This is a genomic window from Paenibacillus sp. FSL K6-0108 (genome assembly GCF_045040695.1).
GTDB lineage: Bacteria > Bacillota > Bacilli > Paenibacillales > Paenibacillaceae > Paenibacillus > Paenibacillus pabuli_B.
In genome coordinates, this window is record NZ_CP150288.1 from 747,042 (window position 1) to 768,639 (window position 21,598).

Below are 21,598 nucleotides of genomic sequence, written 5' to 3' on the forward strand. Positions count from 1 at the left end.
TATTATACTTAGTTCATCCTCACTTTACAGCTTACCTTGGAATTGAGGCGGATAGCAATACATTATTTAAGAGGAGGTAATCCAAATGATTTTACATGAAATCCTACAGCACAACGATCATTTTGTGAAAAATGAAGAGTATGTGCCTTACGAAGCAACAAAGATTCCCAAAAAGCGAATGGTCGTTGTGTCGTGTATGGATGCTCGATTGGTCGAATTGCTGCCTAAGGCCTTAAATTTGCAAAATGGCGATGCCAAGATCATTAAAAATGCAGGTGGTATCATTTCACACCCCTTTGGAAGTATTATGCGCAGTATCGTAACAGCAGTATACGAGCTGAGTGCAGAAGAAATATATATTATTGGTCATCACGGCTGTGGAATGAGCCAAAGTAATCCAAAGGGAACATTGCAAAAAGCAATTGATCGTGGGGTTGTGACACCAGAAGCGCTCCAAACCCTTGAATATACTGGAATCGATCTGGAAAAATGGTTGTTCGGATTTTCTGATGTCGTTGATTCGATTAAAGCCAACATTGATTTAGTACGCAATCACCCTCTGATTCCTAAAGATGTGCCTGTGCATGGTTTGGTCATTGCTCCTGATACTGGTAAGTTGGATCTCTTAGTCGATGGATATAAAGAAGTACCCGTTGGCACGAAGAATTAGTTTTCAATGTAAATATAGAAGGGATGTTACGAATATGGACAGACAACAAGCTGCTCAAAAGGTTATCGATGCTAAAATTGCGAAAAATCTAACTTGGTTGGATATCGCTTCAGTTACAGAGAATGCAGAAACTTGGGTTACAACAGCGCTTCTTGGACAAGCTACCATGACACTAGAACAAGCCCAGAAAGTAGGTGCTCTCTTGGATTTGGATAAGGAAGTTATTGAGGCCCTTACTCATATCCCTCAAAGAGGTTCTGCTGTTCAGATGCCACCAACTGATCCGCTGTTGTATCGCCTTTATGAAGCGCTAATGGTGTACGGTCCTACCATCAAAGAATTAATTCAAGAAAAATTTGGTGAAGGCATTATGAGCGCTATTGATTTCGAATTAGATCTTCAAAAAATAGAGGATCCAAGAGGCGACCGCGTATTTATTACCCTAAACGGAAAGTTTTTGCCGTATAGAAAGTGGTAATTTCTAACTTGGTTTAGTCACGCTCATGGAAGCTGACTTTCTGAAATAATGTTATTTTGTCAGAGGATATGAGATTTGCAAGTGATAGTGGGAGAGCCCTCATTTTGATGGCTCTCTTCATCAACTCGCTAGTTTAATTTTGTTATCTATGTACCTCCACTTTCCTATTTTTATTCATCGAGCGATATAGTTTCGCATTATGCGGAACCTGTCAGTATTCAGAAAAAATAAAGTAATGGAAAGTGTCAGGCTATCGACATTTAATATCAATGGGCAGGTAGTATTGCTACATGTTGCTCGTTGACTTAGCTACATGTTGCTCCTCGACCGGTGGAGTTGGCACAGCTCTTTTGTGTGAAAAGTATAGTGCAAGACCTGTGAAGAGGAGTCCGCCGACCAGATTGCCTAGAGTGACGGGAATTTGATTCCACAGCCACCAATCTGCAAAGCTTACTTTAGCACCCATCAGCATGCCTGTCGGAATGACAAACATGTTCACTACAGAGTGTTCAAATCCTTGACCAAAGAACGTTATGATTGGCAGCCACATGGCTGCGATTTTGCCGCCTGTAGATTGGGATGTCATAGCCATGACTGCGCCTAAACATACCATCCAGTTACACAGCATGGACTTGACGAACACAGTGACGAATCCGTCGAAACCAAACGACTTGTACCCGACCGTCTTGGTCTCTGCGGCTTTGATAATCATAGCCGTGATTGGGTCATCCTTCACATGGCCAAATTTGGTGATGGCTATGTAATATAATAGGCCATACAAGATGGCACCGACCATATTTCCGACAAAAACCCATGACCAGTTTCGCAACATATGCAGTACTTTGGTTTTGCGTTCCAGAACAGAAAGAGGAAGGAGAGCGAAGTTCCCAGTAACCAGTTCCAAGCCCAGTAGCACGATCATCACAAATCCGACCGGGAAAATCAGTGCTCCTGCCATATTGATTTTCGTCTGAACCGCCGTTTGATAGGCTAGGGTAGTGGCGACGCCTAACAATGCGCCTGCCAATACTCCGCGCAGCAGCAGCCGCTTTATGGACAGCTGAGATTTGATTGTGCCCGTTTGAATCATTGAATCGATGATCTGCTCAGGTTTAATGTATGACATTACATCGCTCTCCTCCAATATAGTAAATATATAATTATTTCTCTGGGCTAAATCACCATTTTTTATAGGGAAGGAATTTGCCGTTTAAGGTTACGAGTACACGATCACCTTTCGGGTCCTCAACACGTTGGATGTCCATTTCATAATCTATGGCAGACATAATACCATCGCCAAATTTTTCGTGGATCAAATCTTTAATCGCAGGTCCGTAAACCAATAGAATTTCATAAAAGCGGTAAATCAGCGGATCTGTAGGAGGCATGGATACAGTCGTACCGCGATAAGGCACAACCGTCAAGGATTCAATTGCATCACGATCCAATTCAAGTAGAGAACCTACTTTTTCGCTTTCTTCTTCAGAAAGCGTAGCTTGACCTAATAGCGCCGTCGCTGTCCACGATTCGGAGCGTCCGATTGCGTTGGCAATGTCGATCCATTTTAATCCCAGCTTGCGCTTTGCTTTCAAAATCAGTTGTGTAGTTTGTGTTCTTTCCATGAAATTTCCTCTCCTTTGTCATGAGTTCATATTTTTTAATCCTTGAAGCTCCGTCACAATGCATGTTCTTTGGACCTTAGATGTTATGTAATGTGACGTGAAATAAATTCATGTTGTCGATAATACTTTAATCCAGTGGTGTGGTCAAGTGTTTATCAATAAAAATTAATTAGGTTTTATTACATGCATTACTAAAATGTAACACGAATATGACATTTGATATCGAGATGAAGTGAAGCATTGAACATTTCAGTTGTTACAAAGGTCATCGGTGCGCAATTGATGGAAGAGAGGGAGTAGTTTTGACTTACACCAACAGGAAAAGTTTCTTCCACCTTATTTTTCTCGCATAGAAATTATATCAGTGCAATTCAGGTAAGAACCGTTTAACACTATGTATGGCACTGAACACAAAGCTGTTAAAAGTTTCTAGGGCATTACAATCTGCTACCTAGAAAGCAGGAGTGGTAGGGAGGTCACCCCTGGTTTGGACTGAGTTTTAGAACATCTACTGAACAGGATAGGGCTTAAGAAGAATGTGAATTGTCTTCGGTTATGTTGTCCCCTGATGGCGAGTAAAGCACGGTCCTTGCTGGCTGGAAGACTGGATTCTTGCAAGCACTTTCAAAGAGCATATTATTGTGCAGATGCTACAACAATAATCGGACCCAAAAACAATACAGGTTCCGTGGAACATGTTGTATTGTAAAGCAAGGGGAGGGCAATGCAATGGTATTAGATGAGCGAAGCGCCGACTTACTGCAGCTGTTACGACAATCATCTGTATTGAACATGGCTGAGCTCGAGGCACAGACTGGCCTGACTAGGAGACAAATCCAGTATGGCATCGGAAAAGCCAATGGCTGGCTCAAATCCCATGGATACCTACCCATCAGCTATGATCGAAAAGCTGGATACTACCTGACTGATAAAATCGGAGATGAGGATTTGCCGGAAAAGCTCACGAAACGCACCTATGTGTTTTCTGAGACGGACCGGGAGAGGGTGTTCTACCTGATGCTTCTCCTCAGCCGAGAACCGCTGTCTGTCTATCACTTTCAATCCATCACGGGAGTCTCTCGCAATACCGTACTGAAAGATTTACAGAGGCTTAAGATCAAAATACAGCAGCACCATCTTCAGATTCAATATTCCAAGCAAGAGGGTTATTTCATCCGGGGCGACAGCAATAACAAGAGATATTTCATCGAACGACTCATACATGATGTGTTGCATAGTACCAGCAACCATCTCATTATCCAATGCGTATGGGGAGATCGCGAAGGGCAAATTCTCTTAGTGCAAAGACAGTTGGAGCAGATGGAGAGGGAACTGGGGATTGCATTTACCGATGAACGCCTCCAGGAGCTGACTTTTCTATTTGTCTGTACCGATCAGCTTATCGCAAAGGGAGAAACGCTCTACACCGATATAAGCTGGGAGCCGCTTATTTTTACGAAAGAATATGAGGTTGTCGAGCGAATGACGCAGCAAGGCTTGTTCCAATCGGTGTGGAGTCAGAAGGAATGTCTATATGCGACCTTACGTCTACTAAGCATGAATAGAACGAGAGACACTTCTCTTCTCCAAGAGGACCATGTGGTTCAGAAGCTTATCCTAGAGATCGTGGAGGAGTTCGAGCGGCTGGCGTGCGTGAATCTGCATGACAAGGAGTTGTTCTATCAGCAACTCTACGTTCATTTCCGGCCTGCTTATTATCGGATGCTATATCGTAACCCTCATATCAATACTCTGGAAGAACGAATTCAGAAGGTGTATCCCGAACTGTATCATCTTACAAAAAAATCCTTGAAGCCGATAGAACAGGTGATAGGATATCCGGTTCCGCAAGGTGAAGTGGCATACTTTACCACTCATTTCGGGGGATGGCTCCGCAGGCAGGGTACTACGCTGGATGACCGGAAGCGTGCGATTGTAGTCTGCGCTAACGGAATTGGAATAAGTAACATATTAATCTATACCTTACGGGAAATTTTCCCGGATATTCTATTCCTAGATGCACTATCTGTAAGGGAAGCGGCAAATTACGACTTAGCCTATGATCTTGTTTTTTCAACAGTACACCTGAGAACAACAGCGACTCTGTTCGTAGTACCCCCTATTTTGGAGATTCAGGATAAACAAAAGCTGCGTCAGCAAGTAATGCAGGAATTGTATGGTTATACCATGCAGAACCCGGATATTGAGGTGCTGTTGAAGGTTGTGTCCCAGCATGCAACTATCCATGAACATGACCAACTTGAGAGTGCTCTTCAATCTCACATTTATGCGCATACACAAAAGACAAATAAACATTCCTTGGAAGGGGCGGAGAAACCAGTGTTGGAACAATTAATTACAGAGAAAATGATCCGGTTTGAGTCCCGCGTATCCGACTGGAGAGAGGGAATTAGGATTGCGGCGATGCCTCTACTTGAAGCGGGGACCATTGAAGAAAGATATGTTGAAGCCATGATCCACTCCATAGAAGGGAATGGCCCATATGTGGTCATTACTCCCGGGGTAGCGATTCCACATGCACGTCCTGATCAAGGTGTCCTGTCTCTATCCATGAGTCTGCTAAGACTGGATGAAGCCGTGGATTTCTCTCCAGATAAGCCAGTACGGCTGATCATAGTATTGGCTGCCGCCGATAGATCATCCCACTTGCGCGCATTGGTGCAGCTATCACAAATGCTTGGTGAACCATCCAATATTGAAGATATTTTGCAGAGCCAGGATAAGTCAATTCTGTTGGATTACATTCGTAAATATTCTAAGGAGGAAACAATATGAAAAAGATTATGGTTGTATGTGGAAACGGGCTCGGGAGCAGCTTTATTATGGAAATAAATGTTAAGAAGGCTTTGACTGAGATGGGCAAGGCGGCGGAAGTGGATCATACCGATCTGGCGTCCGCCAGAACCGTGCAGGCGGATATTTACATCGGAGCAGCGGATATCATGGGGCAACTGAATGATGGAAGCCGGACGATCGTTACCCTTGAGAACATGATGAGTATCCCGGAGATCACCTCCAAATTGCAACCGCATTTGGCATAAAATAAAACTATAAAAGGGGGGGCCTGTTATGTTAAACCTCATCATGAAAGATATTCTGGGTACACCGTCCATATTAGTAGGCCTTTTTGCCCTCATAGGATTGCTGTTACAACGCAAATCTGCGGCCGATATTGTTTCCGGTACTTTAAAAACGGTTATGGGCTTTGTGATTATTGGAGCAGGAGCAACGGTTCTGATTGGCTCGCTTGATAAATTCAGTCAGATGTTCAACCATGCCTTTAAAGTAACGGGTGTTATTCCGAACAATGAAGCCATTGTCGCCGCTGCACAGAGCAGTTTCGGCACTTCCACCGCTCTCATTATGGTATTTGGTATGGTCGTTAATATCTTGCTAGCCCGGTTTACGCCGCTCAAGTATATCTTCTTAACCGGCCACCATACGTTGTTCATGGCTTGTTTAATTGCTGTGGCTTTATCCGTCGGAGGACTTGAAGGGTTTCCCTTGATCCTGATTGGTGCTATCCTTCTGGGTCTGTGTATGGTTATCTTCCCCGCTATGCTTCAACCGTTTGTACGGCAAATAACCGGGAGTGATGACTTCGCCATTGGCCACTTTGGCACCATTGGTTACTTTATCTCGGCAAAGATCGGAAAATGGTTCGGAAATAAGGAAAAGACGACAGAACAAATCAAAGTTCCGCAGTCCCTAGGATTCCTGCGCGATACCTCAGTAGCCGTCTCGTTGACTATGGCAATCTTCTTTGTAGTCGTGGCTTTATTTGCAGGCCCGGGCTACATCGAGTCCGAGCTCTCGGGCGGTTCTAATTTCATTGTCTTCTCCCTTATGCAAGCGATCACATTTGCTGCCGGGGTATATGTTATCCTCGCCGGTGTGCGTATGCTGATTGCTGAGATTGTTCCAGCATTTAAGGGGATTGCTGAAAAAATCGCGCCGAATACAAAACCTGCGCTTGATTGCCCAACTGTATTTCCTTTTGCTCCTAATGCGGTAATTATAGGATTTCTGTCCAGCTTTGTGGCGGGACTGCTGTCGATGTTCATTCTTCCTGCAGTTGGATTAAGTGTGATTATTCCAGGTCTGGTGCCTCATTTCTTCACAGGTGCCGCTGCAGGGGTGTTCGGAAACTCAACAGGTGGCAGACGCGGAGCGGTACTCGGATCTTTTGCCAATGGACTCATTATCAGTTTCCTTCCAGCCCTTCTACTGGTATTCCTAGGGGATGCTGGATTTAGCGGAACAACATTTGGTGACTCGGACTTTGGTATCGTCGGCATCATCATTCTTGGACTTGCGAAGGTATTTTGAGCAGCCCAGTTTCATGAGTGCAAAAAGAATAGACCACCAGGAAAAATTGCACAGAACTCACGGGCTGTGCAATTCTTTCTGATGGACAAAAGGGAGAACTAAATAGTGAATATACAAGATGAGTTATCCATTAAAACGATTAGAACACTGTCCATAGATGCCATAGAGAAGGCTAACTCCGGTCATCCAGGCCTGCCCATGGGGGCCGCTCCCATGGCCTATGAGTTATGGGTGAAGCATATGAATCATAATCCCAGCAACCCTAAGTGGTTCAACAGGGACAGGTTCGTACTGTCTGCCGGTCACGGGTCGATGTTACTCTACAGCTTGCTACATTTATCTGGATATGGTGTACCCATGGAAGAACTCAAGAACTTCCGCCAATGGGGCAGTACGACACCGGGTCATCCCGAATACGGACACACTCCGGGTGTTGAAGCTACAACTGGACCTTTGGGACAAGGGATTGCAATGGCCGTGGGGATGGCTATGGCTGAACGTCATTTGGCAGCAACTTATAACAAAGTGGGTTACGATGTGATTAACCACTTTACCTATACTCTGTGCGGTGATGGTGATCTAATGGAAGGCGTATCCGGTGAAGCGGCATCTCTCGCGGCTCACTTAAAGCTTGGGCGCCTTGTAGTGTTGTATGATTCCAACGATATTTGTCTCGACGGGGAATTGAAGCATACCTTTTCTGAAAGTGTGGAACAACGTTTTGAGGCGTACGGCTGGCAAGTCATCCGTGTAGACGACGGGAATGATTTGAAGGAAATTGGTAAAGCGATTGAGCTGGCAAAGGGAGACTTGAGTCGCCCCACATTAATTGAGGTTAAAACTGTTATCGGATATGGATCACCGAACTTTGCGGGGACATCAAATGTACATGGATCACCCCTCGGGAAAGAAGAAACGAAATTAACCAAAGAGACCTATCAATGGATGTTTGAAGATGCTTTCCATGTTCCAGAAGAGGTATATAGCCACTTCCGTTCACTTGTAACTGAGGCGGGGCATCAGAAGGAAATAGAGTGGAATGCGTTATATGCTGCCTACAGGCAAGAGTATCCTGAACTAGCGGGGCAGTTGGACGATTCCATTCATGGCCGTCTGCATGAAGACTGGGCGGATGGTTTGCCTTCCTATGAAATCGGAACGAGCCTGGCATCACGCGCATCTTCCATGGATGCCCTTAACGCCATTGCCAAAGCCGTTCCGCAATTCGTGGGAGGTTCTGCTGATCTCGCCAGCTCAAACAAAACAACATTAAAAGGTGCTGGTGACTTTTTCGCTTCCAATTACGCTGGACGTAACATTTGGTTTGGTGTACGAGAGTTTGCGATGGGAGCAGCCCTAAATGGAATGGCGCTTCATGGTGGTCTGAGGGTGTTCGGTGGTACCTTCTTTGTTTTTTCTGATTACCTCCGCCCGGCTATTCGCTTGGCAGCTCTCATGAATTTGCCTGTTACGTATGTGTTCACGCACGACAGTATTGCTGTCGGTGAGGATGGACCAACTCACCAGCCAGTTGAGCAATTGGCATCGTTAAGGGCAATGCCGAATATAAGCGTTATTCGTCCGGCGGATGGCAATGAGACAGTGGCCGCATGGCGGATCGCCATGGAGTCCAGCGGCACACCGACGGCTCTGGTTCTTTCACGACAGAATCTTGCTACGATTACCGGGACAAAGGAGCAGGCCTATTCCGATGTTGGCAAGGGAGCATATGTGGTCGCCAAGTCGGAAACCGAGATTCCTCAGGCAATTTTGTTGGCGTCAGGTTCCGAAGTGCAGTTGGCACTGGAGGCCAAGCAGGAACTTGCCAAGGAAAATATTGCTGTATCGGTAATAAGCTTCCCCTCATGGGATCGATTTGAGGTTCAGCCAAGGGAATATCGGGACTCGATTCTCCCACCATCGGTAAAGGCTCGGTTGGCCATAGAGATGGGATCTTCGCTGGGATGGGACCGGTATGTAGGCTTTGAAGGTGAAGTGTTGACTATCAATAGCTTCGGTGCTTCCGGGGCGGAATCCAGAGTTCTGCGGGAATACGGGTTTACCGTAGATAATGTAGTAGCTAGAGTGAAGGGGTTATTGGAAAGATTAGGATAGCGGATTGCTCATTAAATGATGCTGATCTATGCAAGGAGTAGTTTGCCTATGGCAGATGCTCCTTGTTTTTAATTGTTTGTGAATCCAGCGCGGCTTGGAGTGGTTTCCCCGATCGCTATTATAGGCCAGAACTACCCAATCCCCTGTATCCCCGGGTAACCTCAAAAAATTCGACAATACCAGCGAGGACAAAATAATTTCTAAACTCGGGTACCATTTTAAAATGGTAGTTTTCGATCCTCTATCATCTAATAAAAATTTCTCTCGATATAGAGGTTCTGATGATTTCTCATAACTAAAAACTTGTTATACTAATTTAGGGTTAACCAACGTTCGTATTACAAAAGAATCAAAATATAAAGGAGATTGTATATGAACATTCATTTTATTATTCACGAAGCTTTTGAGGGGCCGGGGACTTTTATGTCTTGGGCTAAAGCAAAAGAATATAATGTTAGTTGCACATCTGTATATCTAGGAGAAAAGGTACCTGATGCCATAGAAAAGATTGATTTTCTTATCGTTTTAGGTGGACCGCAATCCCCTGACACAACTATAGAGGAATGCCCACATTTTGATGCGGCAGCTGAAATTGAAATTATTAAAAATTGTATAGATGCAAAAAAAGTAGTATTAGGAGTTTGCCTGGGAGCCCAGCTTATTGGAGAAGCTCTCGGTGCGAAATATGAGCATAGTCCTGAGACTGAGATAGGGTGCTACCCAATCACTTTTACTGAAGAAGGTCGGAATAATGATCTATTTTCACACTTTGGTGAAACAAGCGTTGTTGGACATTGGCATAATGATATGCCAGGATTAACATCTAATAGTCAGATAATTGCATATAGCGAGGGGTGCCCTAGACAAATTGTAAGGTATCAGGAGTTTGTGTACGGATTTCAATGCCATCTGGAATTTAATCCTGAGTTGATTGAGTTATTGATCGAAAATTCAAAAGAAGAACTGTCTCGGGGATTAAATAAACGTTTTGTTCAACAGCCTGAAAGTTTGCGTGAAAATAATTATAAAAAAATGGAAGAGCAATTAAATGTCTTTTTGACCAAATTAGTTAGAGAATATAACTCCAGATGATTATCTATTAATTCGAAATATTAATTATTTTGCAAGGCTAGCCATTTGTACAATGTCACGATTGTCAAAAAAAAGCTAATCCATACAGCGATCGATATGATCGCTCTTTTATTTGAGCTTTAGAGGGGTACGGAGTAAAAGAGGAAACTAAATTTTTTTGCTCAATTATAATAATAATATCTCGAAGTACTCCAACATGAGGCTATATCAGGCAAAACTTGCGATTTCAAAATGATTTTTGGTACTTCTTATTCAAAGGTTACTTCAAAACTTGCTAAGGATATTATCAGATACTATGTGAAGATATCAAATGTAGACAAAGAGATATTTAGTGGTATACCGTATGCTAGTATATTTAATACTACATAATCTGGATTAAGTACTTATGTTTCTGTAGAAGAGTTGAAGGCAAATTGATTTTAATTTAAGTGAATAGAGTATGTTAAATTGAGACCGTTATCTAATACTAGATAGTGGTTTTTTTTGCTGTATAATTGAGATTAAGATATCGCAAAACCCGCATTCATTATCATGCATAAAGATGCAAAGTGAGGTTTGCGCTTTTTCTCGCTCATTATGAAAATCATTGAGCAATTTAAATTGTAAAAATAAATTCCTCTCAATAATTATGAAAATTTGTATTGATACATAAGCTTTTTTGATGAATCTTTCTCACTAATTATGACAACGCACAACCGATCGATCGAATCAGTAAAGCTGTGGTCTGTTCTGTGAATGATCTGAAAGTAATAATCTGAGGGGAGAAGGTGCTGCACGCTTTAATAGTGAGTAGCACCTTCTCGACCTTAAGTCGTATTACGCAAGTAATCTTCTATTTTAAATAAGGTTGTATTAAAACTACTATTTTACTAAAGGAGAATACATAATATGAAAAACTGGAAACGTATGCTCTTATCCCTAACCATTTCAGCCGGTTTGCTCGCATCCGCAGTACCTGCGATGGCCGCTCCGCAACAGACATCGGTAAAGGTAAATGACGAAACGGTCGAATACACGGTTGGTACACCGATTAACAATAAAGGAACAACACTTGTGCCGCTGCGCTCCACGCTGGACGCGATGGATGTTAAGCTGACGACAGCGACAGATGATACGATTACAGCCGTCGTTAACGGCAAGACAATTACGCTGAAAAGCAAGCTTACTCGAATTAATGGCATAACCTATGCACCGATTCGCATCGTCGGGGATGCTGCTGGTTATGAAGTGCGCTGGGATGCTGCTACGCGCACAGTGCTGCTGGTTTCCAAAGGTGGCGAAACAGAAACTGTTCAAACCGGTGGACGCGGCTTCATGTGGGAAGTCGAAAGTAACGGCAATACCGTGTACCTGGTTGGTTCTATGCATATTGCGGATGAAAGCTTTTATCCATTGCGTAAGGAGTTTGAAGAAGCTTTTGTTGAGGCGGATTACCTAGGTGTAGAGATCGATCTCAGCAAAGCAGCTGACGAAGCGCAGCAGAAGATTGTTACGGATCTGGGCACATACCAGGATGGTACTACGCTGAAAGATCACATCTCCAACGAGACGTATACTCAACTGGGCGATATTTTGAAGAAGAATGGATTGGAAGCGAACGCCCTGGATACCTTTAAGCCTTGGGTAGTGGAGAGCACGTTAGCTAGTCTGAAATCCATGAAAGCAGGGTATGAAGCATCTGCGGGGGTTGACCTGTATTTTATCCAGAAAGCAATCGAGCGCAAACTTCCGGTGATCGAGCTGGAATCCTATGAATCTCAATTGGGAATGTTCAATGACTTCTCTAAGGAGCTGCAAGAGAAAACGTTGAAAGCGACTTTGGACAATTTTGATGTGTTGGATGACAGCGTGAACCAAATGGCCGAAATGTGGAAGACAGGGAATGACGAGCAACTGCTGAAGCTGACGAACAGCTTCTCTGATGATGAAGAGTACAACAAAGCAATGCTCACTGATCGTAATGTGGGGATGGCCAACAAGATCGATGGTTATCTGAAAAACGGCAAAGGTGAGGAATATTTCATCGTGGTTGGTGCAGCGCACTACCTTGGTGATAAAGGGATTGTGAAGTTGCTGGAGGATAAAGGGTACACGGTAGAGCGGAAATAAGCTATTCAGCCATAAGTTTGGCTTGAGTACCAATATATCGGAGAATAGTTAATGTAATGGAAGATCTACGGTTGTATTTCGTTTCTTTTCTTTTATCAATTTTCTCTAATTTTCTTGTAAGCTAACGGGAAACGTTAGTTAAATAAATCCGAGAAGCAGCCGACCATAGTGATCGGCTGCTTTTGTTTAACCAACGGACAGAATAGCATAATATCGCAATAATATATACATAAACTGGGCTTTTCCTATGATTCGTTTGCGGCGATGTCTTAAGCAGTACATTCGTTTCGAGTACAAACGTTCCTGCCCTTGCGTTTAGCAATCGATTAGTTACTCGAAGTTCTCAATCACGATTTTACCTGTCATACGTCCTTCTTCCATTATTGCATGGGCTTTACGCAAATTGGCTGCATTGATGGGAGAGAGGATCTGGGCAACCGTAGTTCGTAAGCGTCCTTCATCGATCATACGGGAAACTTCGTTTAACAGGTTGTGCTGTTTAATCATATCCGAAGTCTGGAATAATGGTCTGGTGAACATCAGCTCCCAGGCAAAAGTGACGCTTTTGTTTTTCAGTAAGGTCAGATCGAGGAGCTCATCCGTCTCCACAATGGAGCAGATTTTCCCTTGGGGAGCAATGGCTTCAGCCATATTGACCCAATGCTTCTCCGTACTGTTCAAGCAGAAAATATAGTCAACATATTCTAAACCTAGCGCTTTGAGCTGAGGGAGAAATGCTTCGTAATGATTGATGATGTGGTCAGCTCCCATGTTTTTAGCCCACTCAGCAGATTCCGGGCGTGAAGCTGTGCCGATGACAGTCAAACCAGCGTGTTTGGCCAGTTGTGTCGCAATAGAACCAACACCACCCGCTGCCCCGATGATCAAAATGGTTTTACCTTCGTTGCGCTCGGTGGCAGCAGACACGCCCAAACGATCAAATAATCCTTCCCAAGCGGTGATAGCGGTTAACGGCAGAGCGGCTGCATGCGCAAATTTCAGTGTTGCTGGTTTAAAACCGACGATTCTCTCATCAACGAGGTGAAACTCGCTATTCCCACCTGGACGGGCAATGCTGCCGGCATAATACACTTCATCGCCGGGTTTGAACAGTGAAGATTCCGGTCCGGCTTGTTCGACGATACCTGCAACATCCCAACCGAGAACCTTTGGGGTGTTTTCGGTCCTATTTTTGGGAGCGCGCACTTTAACGTCGACGGGATTAACAGAAATGGCTTTGACTCGGATCAGCAAGTCTCTCCCTGTAGGTTCAGGTACATCCATCATAACGTCCAGCAAGCTCTCAGGTTGATTAATGGGTAAATACTTCAGCAAGCCGATGGCTTTCATTTGTCGGTTTGACATTGTCGTTTCCTCCTTGAATGTACATCACTTATTGCTTTCTGGTGGTAATATAACGTATATTAACTATCATGAATAGTACGCACAATAGTGTGATGTAGTATCAATTTGTATACTGTTAGAAGGGGAGGATAAATACATGCGTGACCGCAAATCGGGATATGGCCAATGCCCGAATGAAGAAGGTTGTCCCGTCGAGTATACGTTGGATGTCATTGGCGGCAAGTGGAAGGGTGTACTTCTGTATCATATGATCGAAGGTCCCATACGATTTAATGAGTTTCGTAGAATATGTCCGAACATTACCCAGAGAATGCTGACGCTACAGCTTCGAGAGCTTGAAGAAGACGGGATCGTGCACCGTGAGGTGTACCCGCAAGTTCCTCCCAAAGTGGAATACTCGCTATCGGAATTCGGACGCACATTAGTGCCAATTATTATGGAAATGAAAATCTGGGGAGAAAAACACAAAAATTTATTAATTGCTGCTTCTAGACAGACAGAAAACGTGGCAGATTCCATGGTGGATTCGATGTGACTTTCCTTTTAAGGCCTTGCATGAATATTACACAAGAAGACCGGATAATCCACTCAAGAAAATGAAGTCACTCATTGCGCTATGCAACAAGCTCATTCGGACACTGTTTGGAATTCTGAAGAAAGGCCATGCATTCTGCGAGGATAAGATCTGGCTGATATCCCTCGATTTGCAAACGAATCGGTTGCCGCTTAATCCACGAACGAGGTATTAACGGAGCATAACAACAGAACCACGGATGAGTCGGACTAACTATTATACGGACGTAGATCCTGGCGGGCAGCATATCTGCCCTCCACCTCATGGATAGGTTGAATGAAGGATGTGGGAGCTAGATCTTCCCTAAGTAACCACTTTTTAGAGCAGGTGGTCTCAGGAGAGGTTGCTTTGCGCTTTCTCCGCCTCCAAAAATTTCTTCACCATGATAACTGTTCCAATCAGTCATGGCCATTGTTTTCTCGAGAATACCGCATTCTTGAGAATAAGAAAGCAATTCGGAGAAAAACGTTTGCTCACCATAGCTAAATCCATCACGCTTAAAAATTTTTTTATGTTGGGGAGTTACAAATAAGAAAAAATACCATACTATATTTTTATATTTTTAGAAATAAGAAAATATAGATAGGAAACGAGGAGACAGTACATGGAAAGCAAATCGGAGATGCGCGATGTCATAAAAGTATACTAAGCTCTTGGAGAGCCGACGAGGATCAGTATCGTCCTACGCCCTTTCTATACTAACAATTATTTCCTACTTTAAAACATTATATTCACTAAAATGGTAAGGGCCTATTTGGCTTTGCAGTACAACTGGTTTCCGAAAGGACAACAACACAAAATCCCGACTCATGGGATTTTTTGTATGCCTCAATGATGAATAAGTCGAAACTAGGGGATAAGTGGGAGAAAAGAAGATCAAAGAAACACTTTTCAAGAATGCATAGTTAACTGATTGGTATAATACAACAATTTTTTTGAAAAACGAATGAAGTTATTCTCAGTTTACTCATTTTAATTGTCTCTGCGACACCAAAGATTCATTATTCCGAATTAAGCTAATAGCAGGATCGTTTAACGATTAAAGAGGTTATTCATTAAACAACTGAAGCCTAAGCAAGCGGTAGTTTCCCTAGCTTGTTACTTCAATGTTACTGTGATAGTAGGGTCTTCTCTTTATTTTTCACGGTTCATAGAAGTCATCCCATTTTCTTTGAAAATTCTGAAGTAATTTTTTTCGTGCTCTGGCTAATTTTTGGCTTACGGCTTGTTCAGACAGGTCAAGTGTGGAAGATATTTCCTTATAGGATAGATCTTCAATATAAAACATTCTAATTATAATTTGCTGAGAGGGGCGCAATTCAGTAATGCTCTGATGGAGCAATTGATTCCTTATATTATTCTCTACGGTTGTAGCAACACTGACTTGCTCTAAACATGATTGTAATTCATCTTCCACTCCTCTGATAACGGAATCCAAACTAATTGTCTGACGACTTTTATTTGTCTTATTGAAGTAATCAATAGCAATGTGACGAGTAACCTGTTTCATCCAAGCAGGGTAGCTTTCAATTTTGTATTTATGTATGATTCGGGTAATCTTCAAAAAAGCTTCTTGAATAACATCTTCTGTAAGTGAATGATCATGCAGGTAATACAGAATATCTTTATAGACAAGGTTATAAAAAGATCGGTAGGCCATTTCCTGCTGCTGTGGAGAAAGCTTATCAAAGGACGTTTGAAATAAGTAAGAGCAACTGTTCACAGGTACCTCCAAAGAAATAAAGGTAAATTATGTATTTATTATATAACAAAAGGTTTTTAATTCCAATATTTTTAAAAAAATCAAGAAAAATAATTTTATGATTATAGGATATTTTAATGTTCTCAATCGTTTTATAAGTGGAGGTGAAGACATGGGAGGAGTTGCACCGGAGAATAAGGAGGTTTTTTTTGATGATATTTACAAACGCAACGTTGATACAGTTTACCGGCTCTGCTACGTATATTTAAAAAATATCGCTGATGCAGAGGATGCTGTTCAGTCCATATTTTTAAAGTTACTCGATTCGGATATCTCTTTTTCTAATCGTAATCATGAGAAAGCATGGTTTATTCTGACGACAAAAAATCATTGCAAGGATATTCTAAAAAGCTGGTGGAAAGTTCGTAAAGTGGATGTGGAGTCTTTGCCGGATATGCCCTCTAAAGTTGGATATGAGTTATCAGGAAACGTTCTGGAAAAGCTTCTTGAATTGCCTGCTAAATACAAAATAGTTCTTTTTCTTTACTATTTTGAAGGATATTCTGTTAAGGAAATTTCCTCGTTATTAGGTGATAAGGAAAGCACGATTCAAACGAGATTATCTACAGGAAGAAAACGGTTAAAATTTACTTTAGGAGGCTTTTATGAAAAATCCTATCCATGATGCTTTTGAAGCAGTTGGACCAAGCGAGAGACAAAAGGAGAAAATGCGGAGCGAAATTAACGTGCAATTTCGAGCCTCACGTAAAAAAACAAGTGTGAGTTCGTGGGGGAGAAGTAGGATAGTAGCTTCCTTGGTAGCAGTGTTCTTCCTTCTTGTATCCGCGACAACATATGCAGCTACAGATGGGAAAATAATAACCCTGATTAAAAATCAAGTGAATCAAATCCTGTTTGCTAATGGAGATACGATTAAAATCCATTCTAATGACGAAGGTGAAGTTTTTGTAGGGGTTAGCGGAAAAGAAGGTGCGTGGGTGGTTGAAGAAGTTGGAGAGGAGTTAATTCTAGAGATAAACGGTGAAAAAATCAATATCTCGAATTCTCTTTTAGACAAAGGTTACTTCTACTACGATTATTATAATAATTCCGACATTTTACACAGGGTTTACGTAGTCAAGAATGCAGGGGGCTTTAAGGATTATTCAGAACGTTGGTATTCTCAATTTGAATGGTTGCCTGAACATGGACTGAGTGGTGGTAGCAGAGGGATCAGCGGGGCACTGGCAACTGCAATTATGTCTGCTGAAACTGACGTATCTAATGGAGATGGTGATCTTGATGAGATGTTACAAAAATATTTACTGAAATACTGGAGTGAATATGAAAAATAAATTTTAAAGGGAATGAGGGCTTTCTCATAAGTGGAAGAATTACAGAATGCCTTTTCCTCAAAAGATGTAAAACAAAAAGAAGCCTTCCCTTTGAAAAATGGAAGTGTCGAGCAACCATTTGGGGGAGGGCTTCTTTTGTACATTTCGAGTACTTCTCTACACTGAAATGATTTTTAGATTTTTGGGGAAGTCCCGTCTCTTTTAAATATCCAATTCAGCGTAGGTTGAGGCTAGTCTTGCATAGGATGAACCACTCAAACCTGTCTTGCCTGATGTAAAGTTAGCATAATAGGTTCCTGCAGTCCAAGCATTTGTGCTGTAGACATTCCAAGCTGCGTTGGCTGGAATAGTTACACTGCTTCCACTTACAACCGAGCCAGTGCTTGAATTTTTCGTTATAGTAAATATGATGTGACCACTTGAGGATGTATTGTTAATGTATACCTTAACATATGGATAATCTTTATCAAGTGTGAATGCTTGCGATTTCTCCGTACCGGATAGAGATATGGAGAAATCCGTTTTGCTGGCAAAAGGTGTAATGATAGGCTCTGTAGGTTCAGGAGTGCTTTCAACTCGAACAAAGGTTAGTCCACCATGCTCAATAACTGTCCCTATTTCTCCATTGAGTACAATAGAATCATTGGCTACTACGGAACTTTCAACGGCAGTTGTAGTTGTAGCTGGACTAGCTGAAATTACAGCAGGTAAAGAAAGTCCCATTACAGTGGCTAGACCTACACTTAACAATTTCTTCTTCAAAGCTAATCAACCTCCATGGTATATTTTTGCTCTTTCAGATGTTGGTTTCAAAGGAGAGCAATCCCTCTGAAGTTTCTTGTAGTAGACTATCTATAAATATAGACTTCAATAAATTGAAAAATCTAACGTTTTATTTTATTTTTGTTATAAAAAAGAAATAATTATTACTTTTATTCTCTCATAATCTGCGGAGTATACAAAAATTAGTCACCCGTGTGTTATATACCATTAGACATATGTTTGTTTTATTACGGCTGAATTCCGATTGCCTTTCTAGGGCAAGTAACCCCAAGGACATCCGTTCTCGTTTTTTACTGTAAAATGTCGATTCAGGACTTTAGATTCAATCTCAGAAATACATATTTACAAATATTAGTAGAACAGATAGAATAAATGTAAGCGCTATAAAAGTTAAATCGCTTTAACTTTTAGGTGGAGGTGATTTGTGTCTCGTAAGGCCAATAATGGATCATGGTTTTTCCATCAAGATGCTGCACTGAATTTCGGCTTAAAGGTTATGTCATGGATCAAGACCCATTTGGACCTAAAAAGGAGCGTAATTTTATGAGAAAAAACAGGAGATTTTCGGTTAGCAGCAAGGCTGTTATGATGTGTTGTCTCGTTTTTCTTCTTATTCCGGCGGGCTTTGCCTTCGCCGCTCCAAACAAGCCATTCCCGCAGCATACGACATATACCAGCGGTTCGATCAAGCCGAACCATGTTACACAAAGTGCGATGGACAGCGCCGTGAAAGCAAAATGGGACAGTTGGAAATCAGCTTATCTGAAAACAGCAGGCACAGGCAAGTATTATGTGAAATATCAGTCCAACGGGGATACTGTATCTGAAGCTCACGGGTATGGAATGCTGGCAACAGTTCTAATGGCTGGTTATGACAGCAACGCGCAGACCTATTTCGACGGACTTTATCAATATTATAAGGCTCATCCGAGTACGAACAATTCGAAACTGATGGCATGGAAACAAAACAGCAGCTTCCAGAACATTGAAGGCGCCGACTCGGCCACGGATGGAGACATGGACATTGCTTATTCGCTCCTGCTTGCGGACAAGCAGTGGGGGAGCAGCGGCAGCATCAACTACCTTCAGGCCGGCAAGGACATCATCAATGCCATTATGCAAAGTGACGTGAATCAGTCTCAATGGACGCTGCGTCTTGGCGACTGGGCAACGGACAACACCTACAAAAATGCTACCCGTCCATCAGACTTTATGCTGAATCACTTGAAGGCGTTCCAGGCTGCAACGGGTGATGCCAGATGGGCGAACGTGATCGACAAAACCTATACCATTATCAACTCCTTATACAACGGGTATAGTTCATCAACCGGATTGCTTCCAGACTTCGTCGTTCTGTCGGGTTCAACGTACAAGCCGGCTTCAGCTGATTTTCTGGAAGGGGCGAACGATGGGAACTACGATTACAACTCGTGTCGTACGCCTTGGCGGATCGCAACGGATTATCTGATGACGGGTGACAGCCGGGCGCTCAATCAGCTCAGCCAAATGAACAGCTGGATTACGACCAAAGTAAGTGGCAACCCTAGCAGCGTAAAGGATGGTTATAAACTCAACGGCACGGTTACAGGTTCCGGCGGCAGCGGCGCGTTCTATGCACCGTTTGGTGTCAGCGCTATGACCTTGTCCACGAACCAAAACTGGCTGAATTCCGTATGGACCAAAACGGCGGGCAGCTCCAATGAAGGCTACTATGAAGACAGCATCAAGCTGTTCTCCATGATCGTGATGTCTGGCAACTGGTGGACATACTAAACAACTTGAAATGGATTGATTGCTCATATGCAAGCAGGCAGGGAGATTAGCTCCCAGCCTGCTTTTTAAATGGAAGGAGAGCTAGAAGAATGATTTATTGACCTATTGGAGCGAGTGATATAGATGGGCAAATGCTTGGAAACGACAAACCGCCATAGCTCAGGAAATCCTGGGTTACGGCGGTTTCGTTTGGTGTGAAGGTACGCTGATAGACGTTTTTTATGGCATTAGGAAGAATGGGTCATAGCCGAATTATTATGCATTAGCTGCAGTTTCAGTAAAAAACTGCGGCAAATATTCCTTGTTGGCTTCGAGCATTTCATCCAGCATCTGAATCGCCACTTCGACCGAAGGGACCAGAGGATGATGAGCCAATGCTTGTATGGCCAAACCACGATCGCCGGTTACGGCAGCATCGATGGCGAGGCGCTCATAGGTTTTAACCGCATGGATCAGTCCGACGGCCATAGGAGGAACCTTGGTTAGCGGCAGGGGCAGCGGGCCGGTTTTGGTGACAACGCAGTTGACTTCAATGCTGGCATCGTTCGGCAGGAAATCAATAATGCCTTGATTGGCTACGTTCAACGTCTGAATGTCATTCGTTCCGTTGTACAGTGAGCGCATCAGGTTTACGGCTGCTTCGGAATAGAAGGCGCCGCCCCGCTGCTCCAGCTGTTTCGGTTTATCTTTCAGGTCCGGGTCATTGTAAAGCTCGAACAGTTCTTCTTCGACGCGTTTAACCACTTCCGCACGGTTTCCGCCTGTTTGTAAGGATTCCAGCTGTTCTTCAAGCATGGCATCGGTCATGTAGAAATATTTCAGATAGTAGGAAGGAAGGGCATGCAGGGATTGCAGGAATTCCGGATTCCACTCCCTTGCAGGCACGTTCTTCGCGCTGTAACCGGCTGTATCAGCCAACATCTCATCCAGTTTGTCTTCTCCGTTCACATCAATACGCGTAATCCAGTGCAGATGGTTCAGGCCGACAAACTCAGCATAGATGCGGTCCGCTTCTACGCCATATTTGGCCGAAGTCTGCTTGATCAGGCCGATCGGCGCATTACAGAGACCAATGCTTTTAACGTTGGAATACTTTAGAATGGCTTCTGTGACCATACCCGCCGGATTCGTAAAGTTCAGCAGCCAGGCATTAGGAGCGAGTTCTTCAATATCACGGCAGATATCAAGCAGGACCGGAATCGTCCGCAGCGCCTTCATCATGCCTCCGGGACCAGTGGTTTCCTGACCGATCACGCCGTATTTCAGGGGGATGGATTCATCGCGGCCACGGGCGTCAAGCATGCCGACACGCATTTGAGTGCTGACGAAGTCCGCACCCTTGATGGCTTCGCGGCGGTCGAATGTCAAATGGACTTCAATCGGAAGGCCGGATTTCTCCACCATGCGTTTGGCCAAGTTGCCAACAATATTTAGTTTGCGCTGTCCCGGCTCAATATCGACCAGCCACAGCTCGCGTACCGGAAGCTCGGCATGGTGAAGGATGAAGCCCTCAACGAGCTCCGGAGTATAGGAGGATCCACCGCCGATTACCGCTATTTTCAGTCCTTGTTTATTATCCACTTCATACCACACTCCAGTCTTTTAAGATT

Annotated in this window: 18 protein-coding genes and 1 pseudogene; 13 read left to right on the top strand and 6 right to left on the bottom strand. The window is 43.3% G+C overall.

The annotated features are described in order from the left end of the window. The first annotated feature begins 85 nt into the window (after nt 1–85). Nucleotides 86–670: a beta-class carbonic anhydrase gene (locus MHB49_RS03655; protein WP_405155071.1), complete on the top strand. Its 585-nt coding sequence runs from the start codon at nt 86–88 to the stop codon at nt 668–670. A gap of 34 nt (nt 671–704) precedes the next feature. Beyond that, nucleotides 705–1,148 (top strand): cyanase, encoded by a 444-nt coding sequence (gene cynS / locus MHB49_RS03660; RefSeq protein ID WP_405155072.1) that lies wholly within the window; start codon nt 705–707, stop codon nt 1,146–1,148. A gap of 286 nt (nt 1,149–1,434) precedes the next feature. Here cynS (MHB49_RS03660) and MHB49_RS03665 read toward each other — a convergent pair whose 3' ends face one another. Further along, complete coding sequence (locus MHB49_RS03665) at nt 1,435–2,274, bottom strand: formate/nitrite transporter family protein (RefSeq protein WP_405155073.1); 840 nt, start codon at nt 2,272–2,274, stop codon at nt 1,435–1,437. Between the two features lie 52 nt (nt 2,275–2,326). Then, nucleotides 2,327–2,770, bottom strand: a complete 444-nt coding sequence (cynS, locus tag MHB49_RS03670; protein ID WP_253497794.1) for a cyanase — start codon at nt 2,768–2,770, stop codon at nt 2,327–2,329. Nucleotides 2,771–3,499: 729 nt separating this feature from the next. On the opposite strand from cynS (MHB49_RS03670), the gene MHB49_RS03675 reads away from it, so the two are divergent. The 6 genes from MHB49_RS03675 (at nt 3,500) to MHB49_RS03700 (ending at nt 12,436) form a co-directional block, all read left to right on the top strand. Next, nucleotides 3,500–5,566, top strand: a complete 2,067-nt coding sequence (locus MHB49_RS03675; RefSeq protein ID WP_405155074.1) for a BglG family transcription antiterminator — start codon at nt 3,500–3,502, stop codon at nt 5,564–5,566. After that, on the top strand, nt 5,563–5,832 hold the full coding sequence (locus tag MHB49_RS03680) for a PTS sugar transporter subunit IIB (RefSeq protein ID WP_405155075.1): 270 nt from the start codon (nt 5,563–5,565) through the stop codon (nt 5,830–5,832). Before MHB49_RS03675 ends, MHB49_RS03680 begins: the two co-directional genes overlap by 4 nt. Nucleotides 5,833–5,860: 28 nt before the next feature. Beyond that, nucleotides 5,861–7,120: a PTS ascorbate transporter subunit IIC gene (locus MHB49_RS03685; RefSeq protein ID WP_405155076.1), complete on the top strand. Its 1,260-nt coding sequence runs from the start codon at nt 5,861–5,863 to the stop codon at nt 7,118–7,120. A gap of 102 nt (nt 7,121–7,222) precedes the next feature. Beyond that, nucleotides 7,223–9,235, top strand: coding sequence for a transketolase (gene tkt, locus MHB49_RS03690; RefSeq protein ID WP_405157033.1), 2,013 nt, complete (start codon nt 7,223–7,225; stop codon nt 9,233–9,235). A gap of 372 nt (nt 9,236–9,607) precedes the next feature. Next, nucleotides 9,608–10,327 carry a glutamine amidotransferase-related protein gene (locus MHB49_RS03695; RefSeq protein ID WP_405155077.1) on the top strand — a complete coding sequence of 240 codons (720 nt, stop codon included), beginning with the start codon at nt 9,608–9,610 and terminating at the stop codon, nt 10,325–10,327. Between the two features lie 888 nt (nt 10,328–11,215). Continuing rightward, nucleotides 11,216–12,436 (top strand): TraB/GumN family protein, encoded by a 1,221-nt coding sequence (locus tag MHB49_RS03700; protein ID WP_405155078.1) that lies wholly within the window; start codon nt 11,216–11,218, stop codon nt 12,434–12,436. Nucleotides 12,437–12,766: 330 nt separating this feature from the next. On the opposite strand, the gene MHB49_RS03705 is transcribed toward MHB49_RS03700, so the two are convergent. After that, a complete protein-coding gene (locus tag MHB49_RS03705; protein WP_405155079.1) occupies nt 12,767–13,801 on the bottom strand; it encodes a zinc-binding alcohol dehydrogenase family protein in 1,035 nt (344 codons plus the stop codon). Between the two features lie 136 nt (nt 13,802–13,937). On the opposite strand from MHB49_RS03705, the gene MHB49_RS03710 reads away from it, so the two are divergent. Further along, nucleotides 13,938–14,336, top strand: coding sequence for a winged helix-turn-helix transcriptional regulator (locus MHB49_RS03710; protein ID WP_405155080.1), 399 nt, complete (start codon nt 13,938–13,940; stop codon nt 14,334–14,336). Between the two features lie 7 nt (nt 14,337–14,343). Next, a pseudogene (locus MHB49_RS03715) lies at nt 14,344–14,550 on the top strand (hypothetical protein); the annotation flags it as partial. Between the two features lie 966 nt (nt 14,551–15,516). Here the strand turns inward: MHB49_RS03715 and MHB49_RS03720 are convergent. Continuing rightward, nucleotides 15,517–16,098, bottom strand: coding sequence for an RNA polymerase sigma factor (locus MHB49_RS03720; protein ID WP_405155081.1), 582 nt, complete (start codon nt 16,096–16,098; stop codon nt 15,517–15,519). 151 nt (nt 16,099–16,249) lie between these two features. Between MHB49_RS03720 and MHB49_RS03725 the strand changes: the two genes are divergently transcribed. Then, complete coding sequence (locus MHB49_RS03725) at nt 16,250–16,762, top strand: RNA polymerase sigma factor (RefSeq protein ID WP_405155082.1); 513 nt, start codon at nt 16,250–16,252, stop codon at nt 16,760–16,762. Continuing rightward, nucleotides 16,743–17,432 (top strand): hypothetical protein, encoded by a 690-nt coding sequence (locus tag MHB49_RS03730; protein ID WP_405155083.1) that lies wholly within the window; start codon nt 16,743–16,745, stop codon nt 17,430–17,432. The genes MHB49_RS03725 and MHB49_RS03730 overlap by 20 nt, the downstream gene beginning before the upstream one ends. Nucleotides 17,433–17,633: 201 nt before the next feature. Here the strand turns inward: MHB49_RS03730 and MHB49_RS03735 are convergent, their stop codons facing one another. Continuing rightward, nucleotides 17,634–18,194, bottom strand: coding sequence for a hypothetical protein (locus MHB49_RS03735; RefSeq protein ID WP_405155084.1), 561 nt, complete (start codon nt 18,192–18,194; stop codon nt 17,634–17,636). Between the two features lie 564 nt (nt 18,195–18,758). Between MHB49_RS03735 and MHB49_RS03740 the strand changes: the two genes are divergently transcribed. Beyond that, nucleotides 18,759–19,988 (top strand): glycosyl hydrolase family 8, encoded by a 1,230-nt coding sequence (locus tag MHB49_RS03740; protein ID WP_405155085.1) that lies wholly within the window; start codon nt 18,759–18,761, stop codon nt 19,986–19,988. A gap of 255 nt (nt 19,989–20,243) precedes the next feature. On the opposite strand, the gene MHB49_RS03745 is transcribed toward MHB49_RS03740, so the two are convergent. Beyond that, a complete protein-coding gene (locus tag MHB49_RS03745) occupies nt 20,244–21,569 on the bottom strand; it encodes a 6-phospho-beta-glucosidase (RefSeq protein WP_405155086.1) in 1,326 nt (441 codons plus the stop codon). Between the last annotated feature and the right edge of the window lie 29 nt (nt 21,570–21,598).

Excerpts from the sequence above, each read along its gene's own strand:
- MHB49_RS03710 (WP_405155080.1), top strand. The coding sequence starts at position 13,938 with ATGCGTGACCGCAAATCGGGATATGGCCAATGCCCGAATGAAGAAGGT.
- MHB49_RS03700 (WP_405155078.1), top strand. The coding sequence starts at position 11,216 with ATGAAAAACTGGAAACGTATGCTCTTATCCCTAACCATTTCAGCCGGT.
- MHB49_RS03680 (WP_405155075.1), top strand. The coding sequence starts at position 5,563 with ATGAAAAAGATTATGGTTGTATGTGGAAACGGGCTCGGGAGCAGCTTT.
- MHB49_RS03655 (WP_405155071.1), top strand. The coding sequence starts at position 86 with ATGATTTTACATGAAATCCTACAGCACAACGATCATTTTGTGAAAAAT.
- MHB49_RS03740 (WP_405155085.1), top strand. The coding sequence starts at position 18,759 with ATGAGAAAAAACAGGAGATTTTCGGTTAGCAGCAAGGCTGTTATGATG.
- MHB49_RS03730 (WP_405155083.1), top strand. The coding sequence starts at position 16,743 with ATGAAAAATCCTATCCATGATGCTTTTGAAGCAGTTGGACCAAGCGAG.
- MHB49_RS03665 (WP_405155073.1), bottom strand. The coding sequence starts at position 2,274 with ATGTCATACATTAAACCTGAGCAGATCATCGATTCAATGATTCAAACG.
- MHB49_RS03675 (WP_405155074.1), top strand. The coding sequence starts at position 3,500 with ATGGTATTAGATGAGCGAAGCGCCGACTTACTGCAGCTGTTACGACAA.
- MHB49_RS03705 (WP_405155079.1), bottom strand. The coding sequence starts at position 13,801 with ATGTCAAACCGACAAATGAAAGCCATCGGCTTGCTGAAGTATTTACCC.
- cynS (WP_253497794.1), bottom strand. The coding sequence starts at position 2,770 with ATGGAAAGAACACAAACTACACAACTGATTTTGAAAGCAAAGCGCAAG.
- cynS (WP_405155072.1), top strand. The coding sequence starts at position 705 with ATGGACAGACAACAAGCTGCTCAAAAGGTTATCGATGCTAAAATTGCG.
- MHB49_RS03725 (WP_405155082.1), top strand. The coding sequence starts at position 16,250 with ATGGGAGGAGTTGCACCGGAGAATAAGGAGGTTTTTTTTGATGATATT.
- MHB49_RS03695 (WP_405155077.1), top strand. The coding sequence starts at position 9,608 with ATGAACATTCATTTTATTATTCACGAAGCTTTTGAGGGGCCGGGGACT.
- MHB49_RS03685 (WP_405155076.1), top strand. The coding sequence starts at position 5,861 with ATGTTAAACCTCATCATGAAAGATATTCTGGGTACACCGTCCATATTA.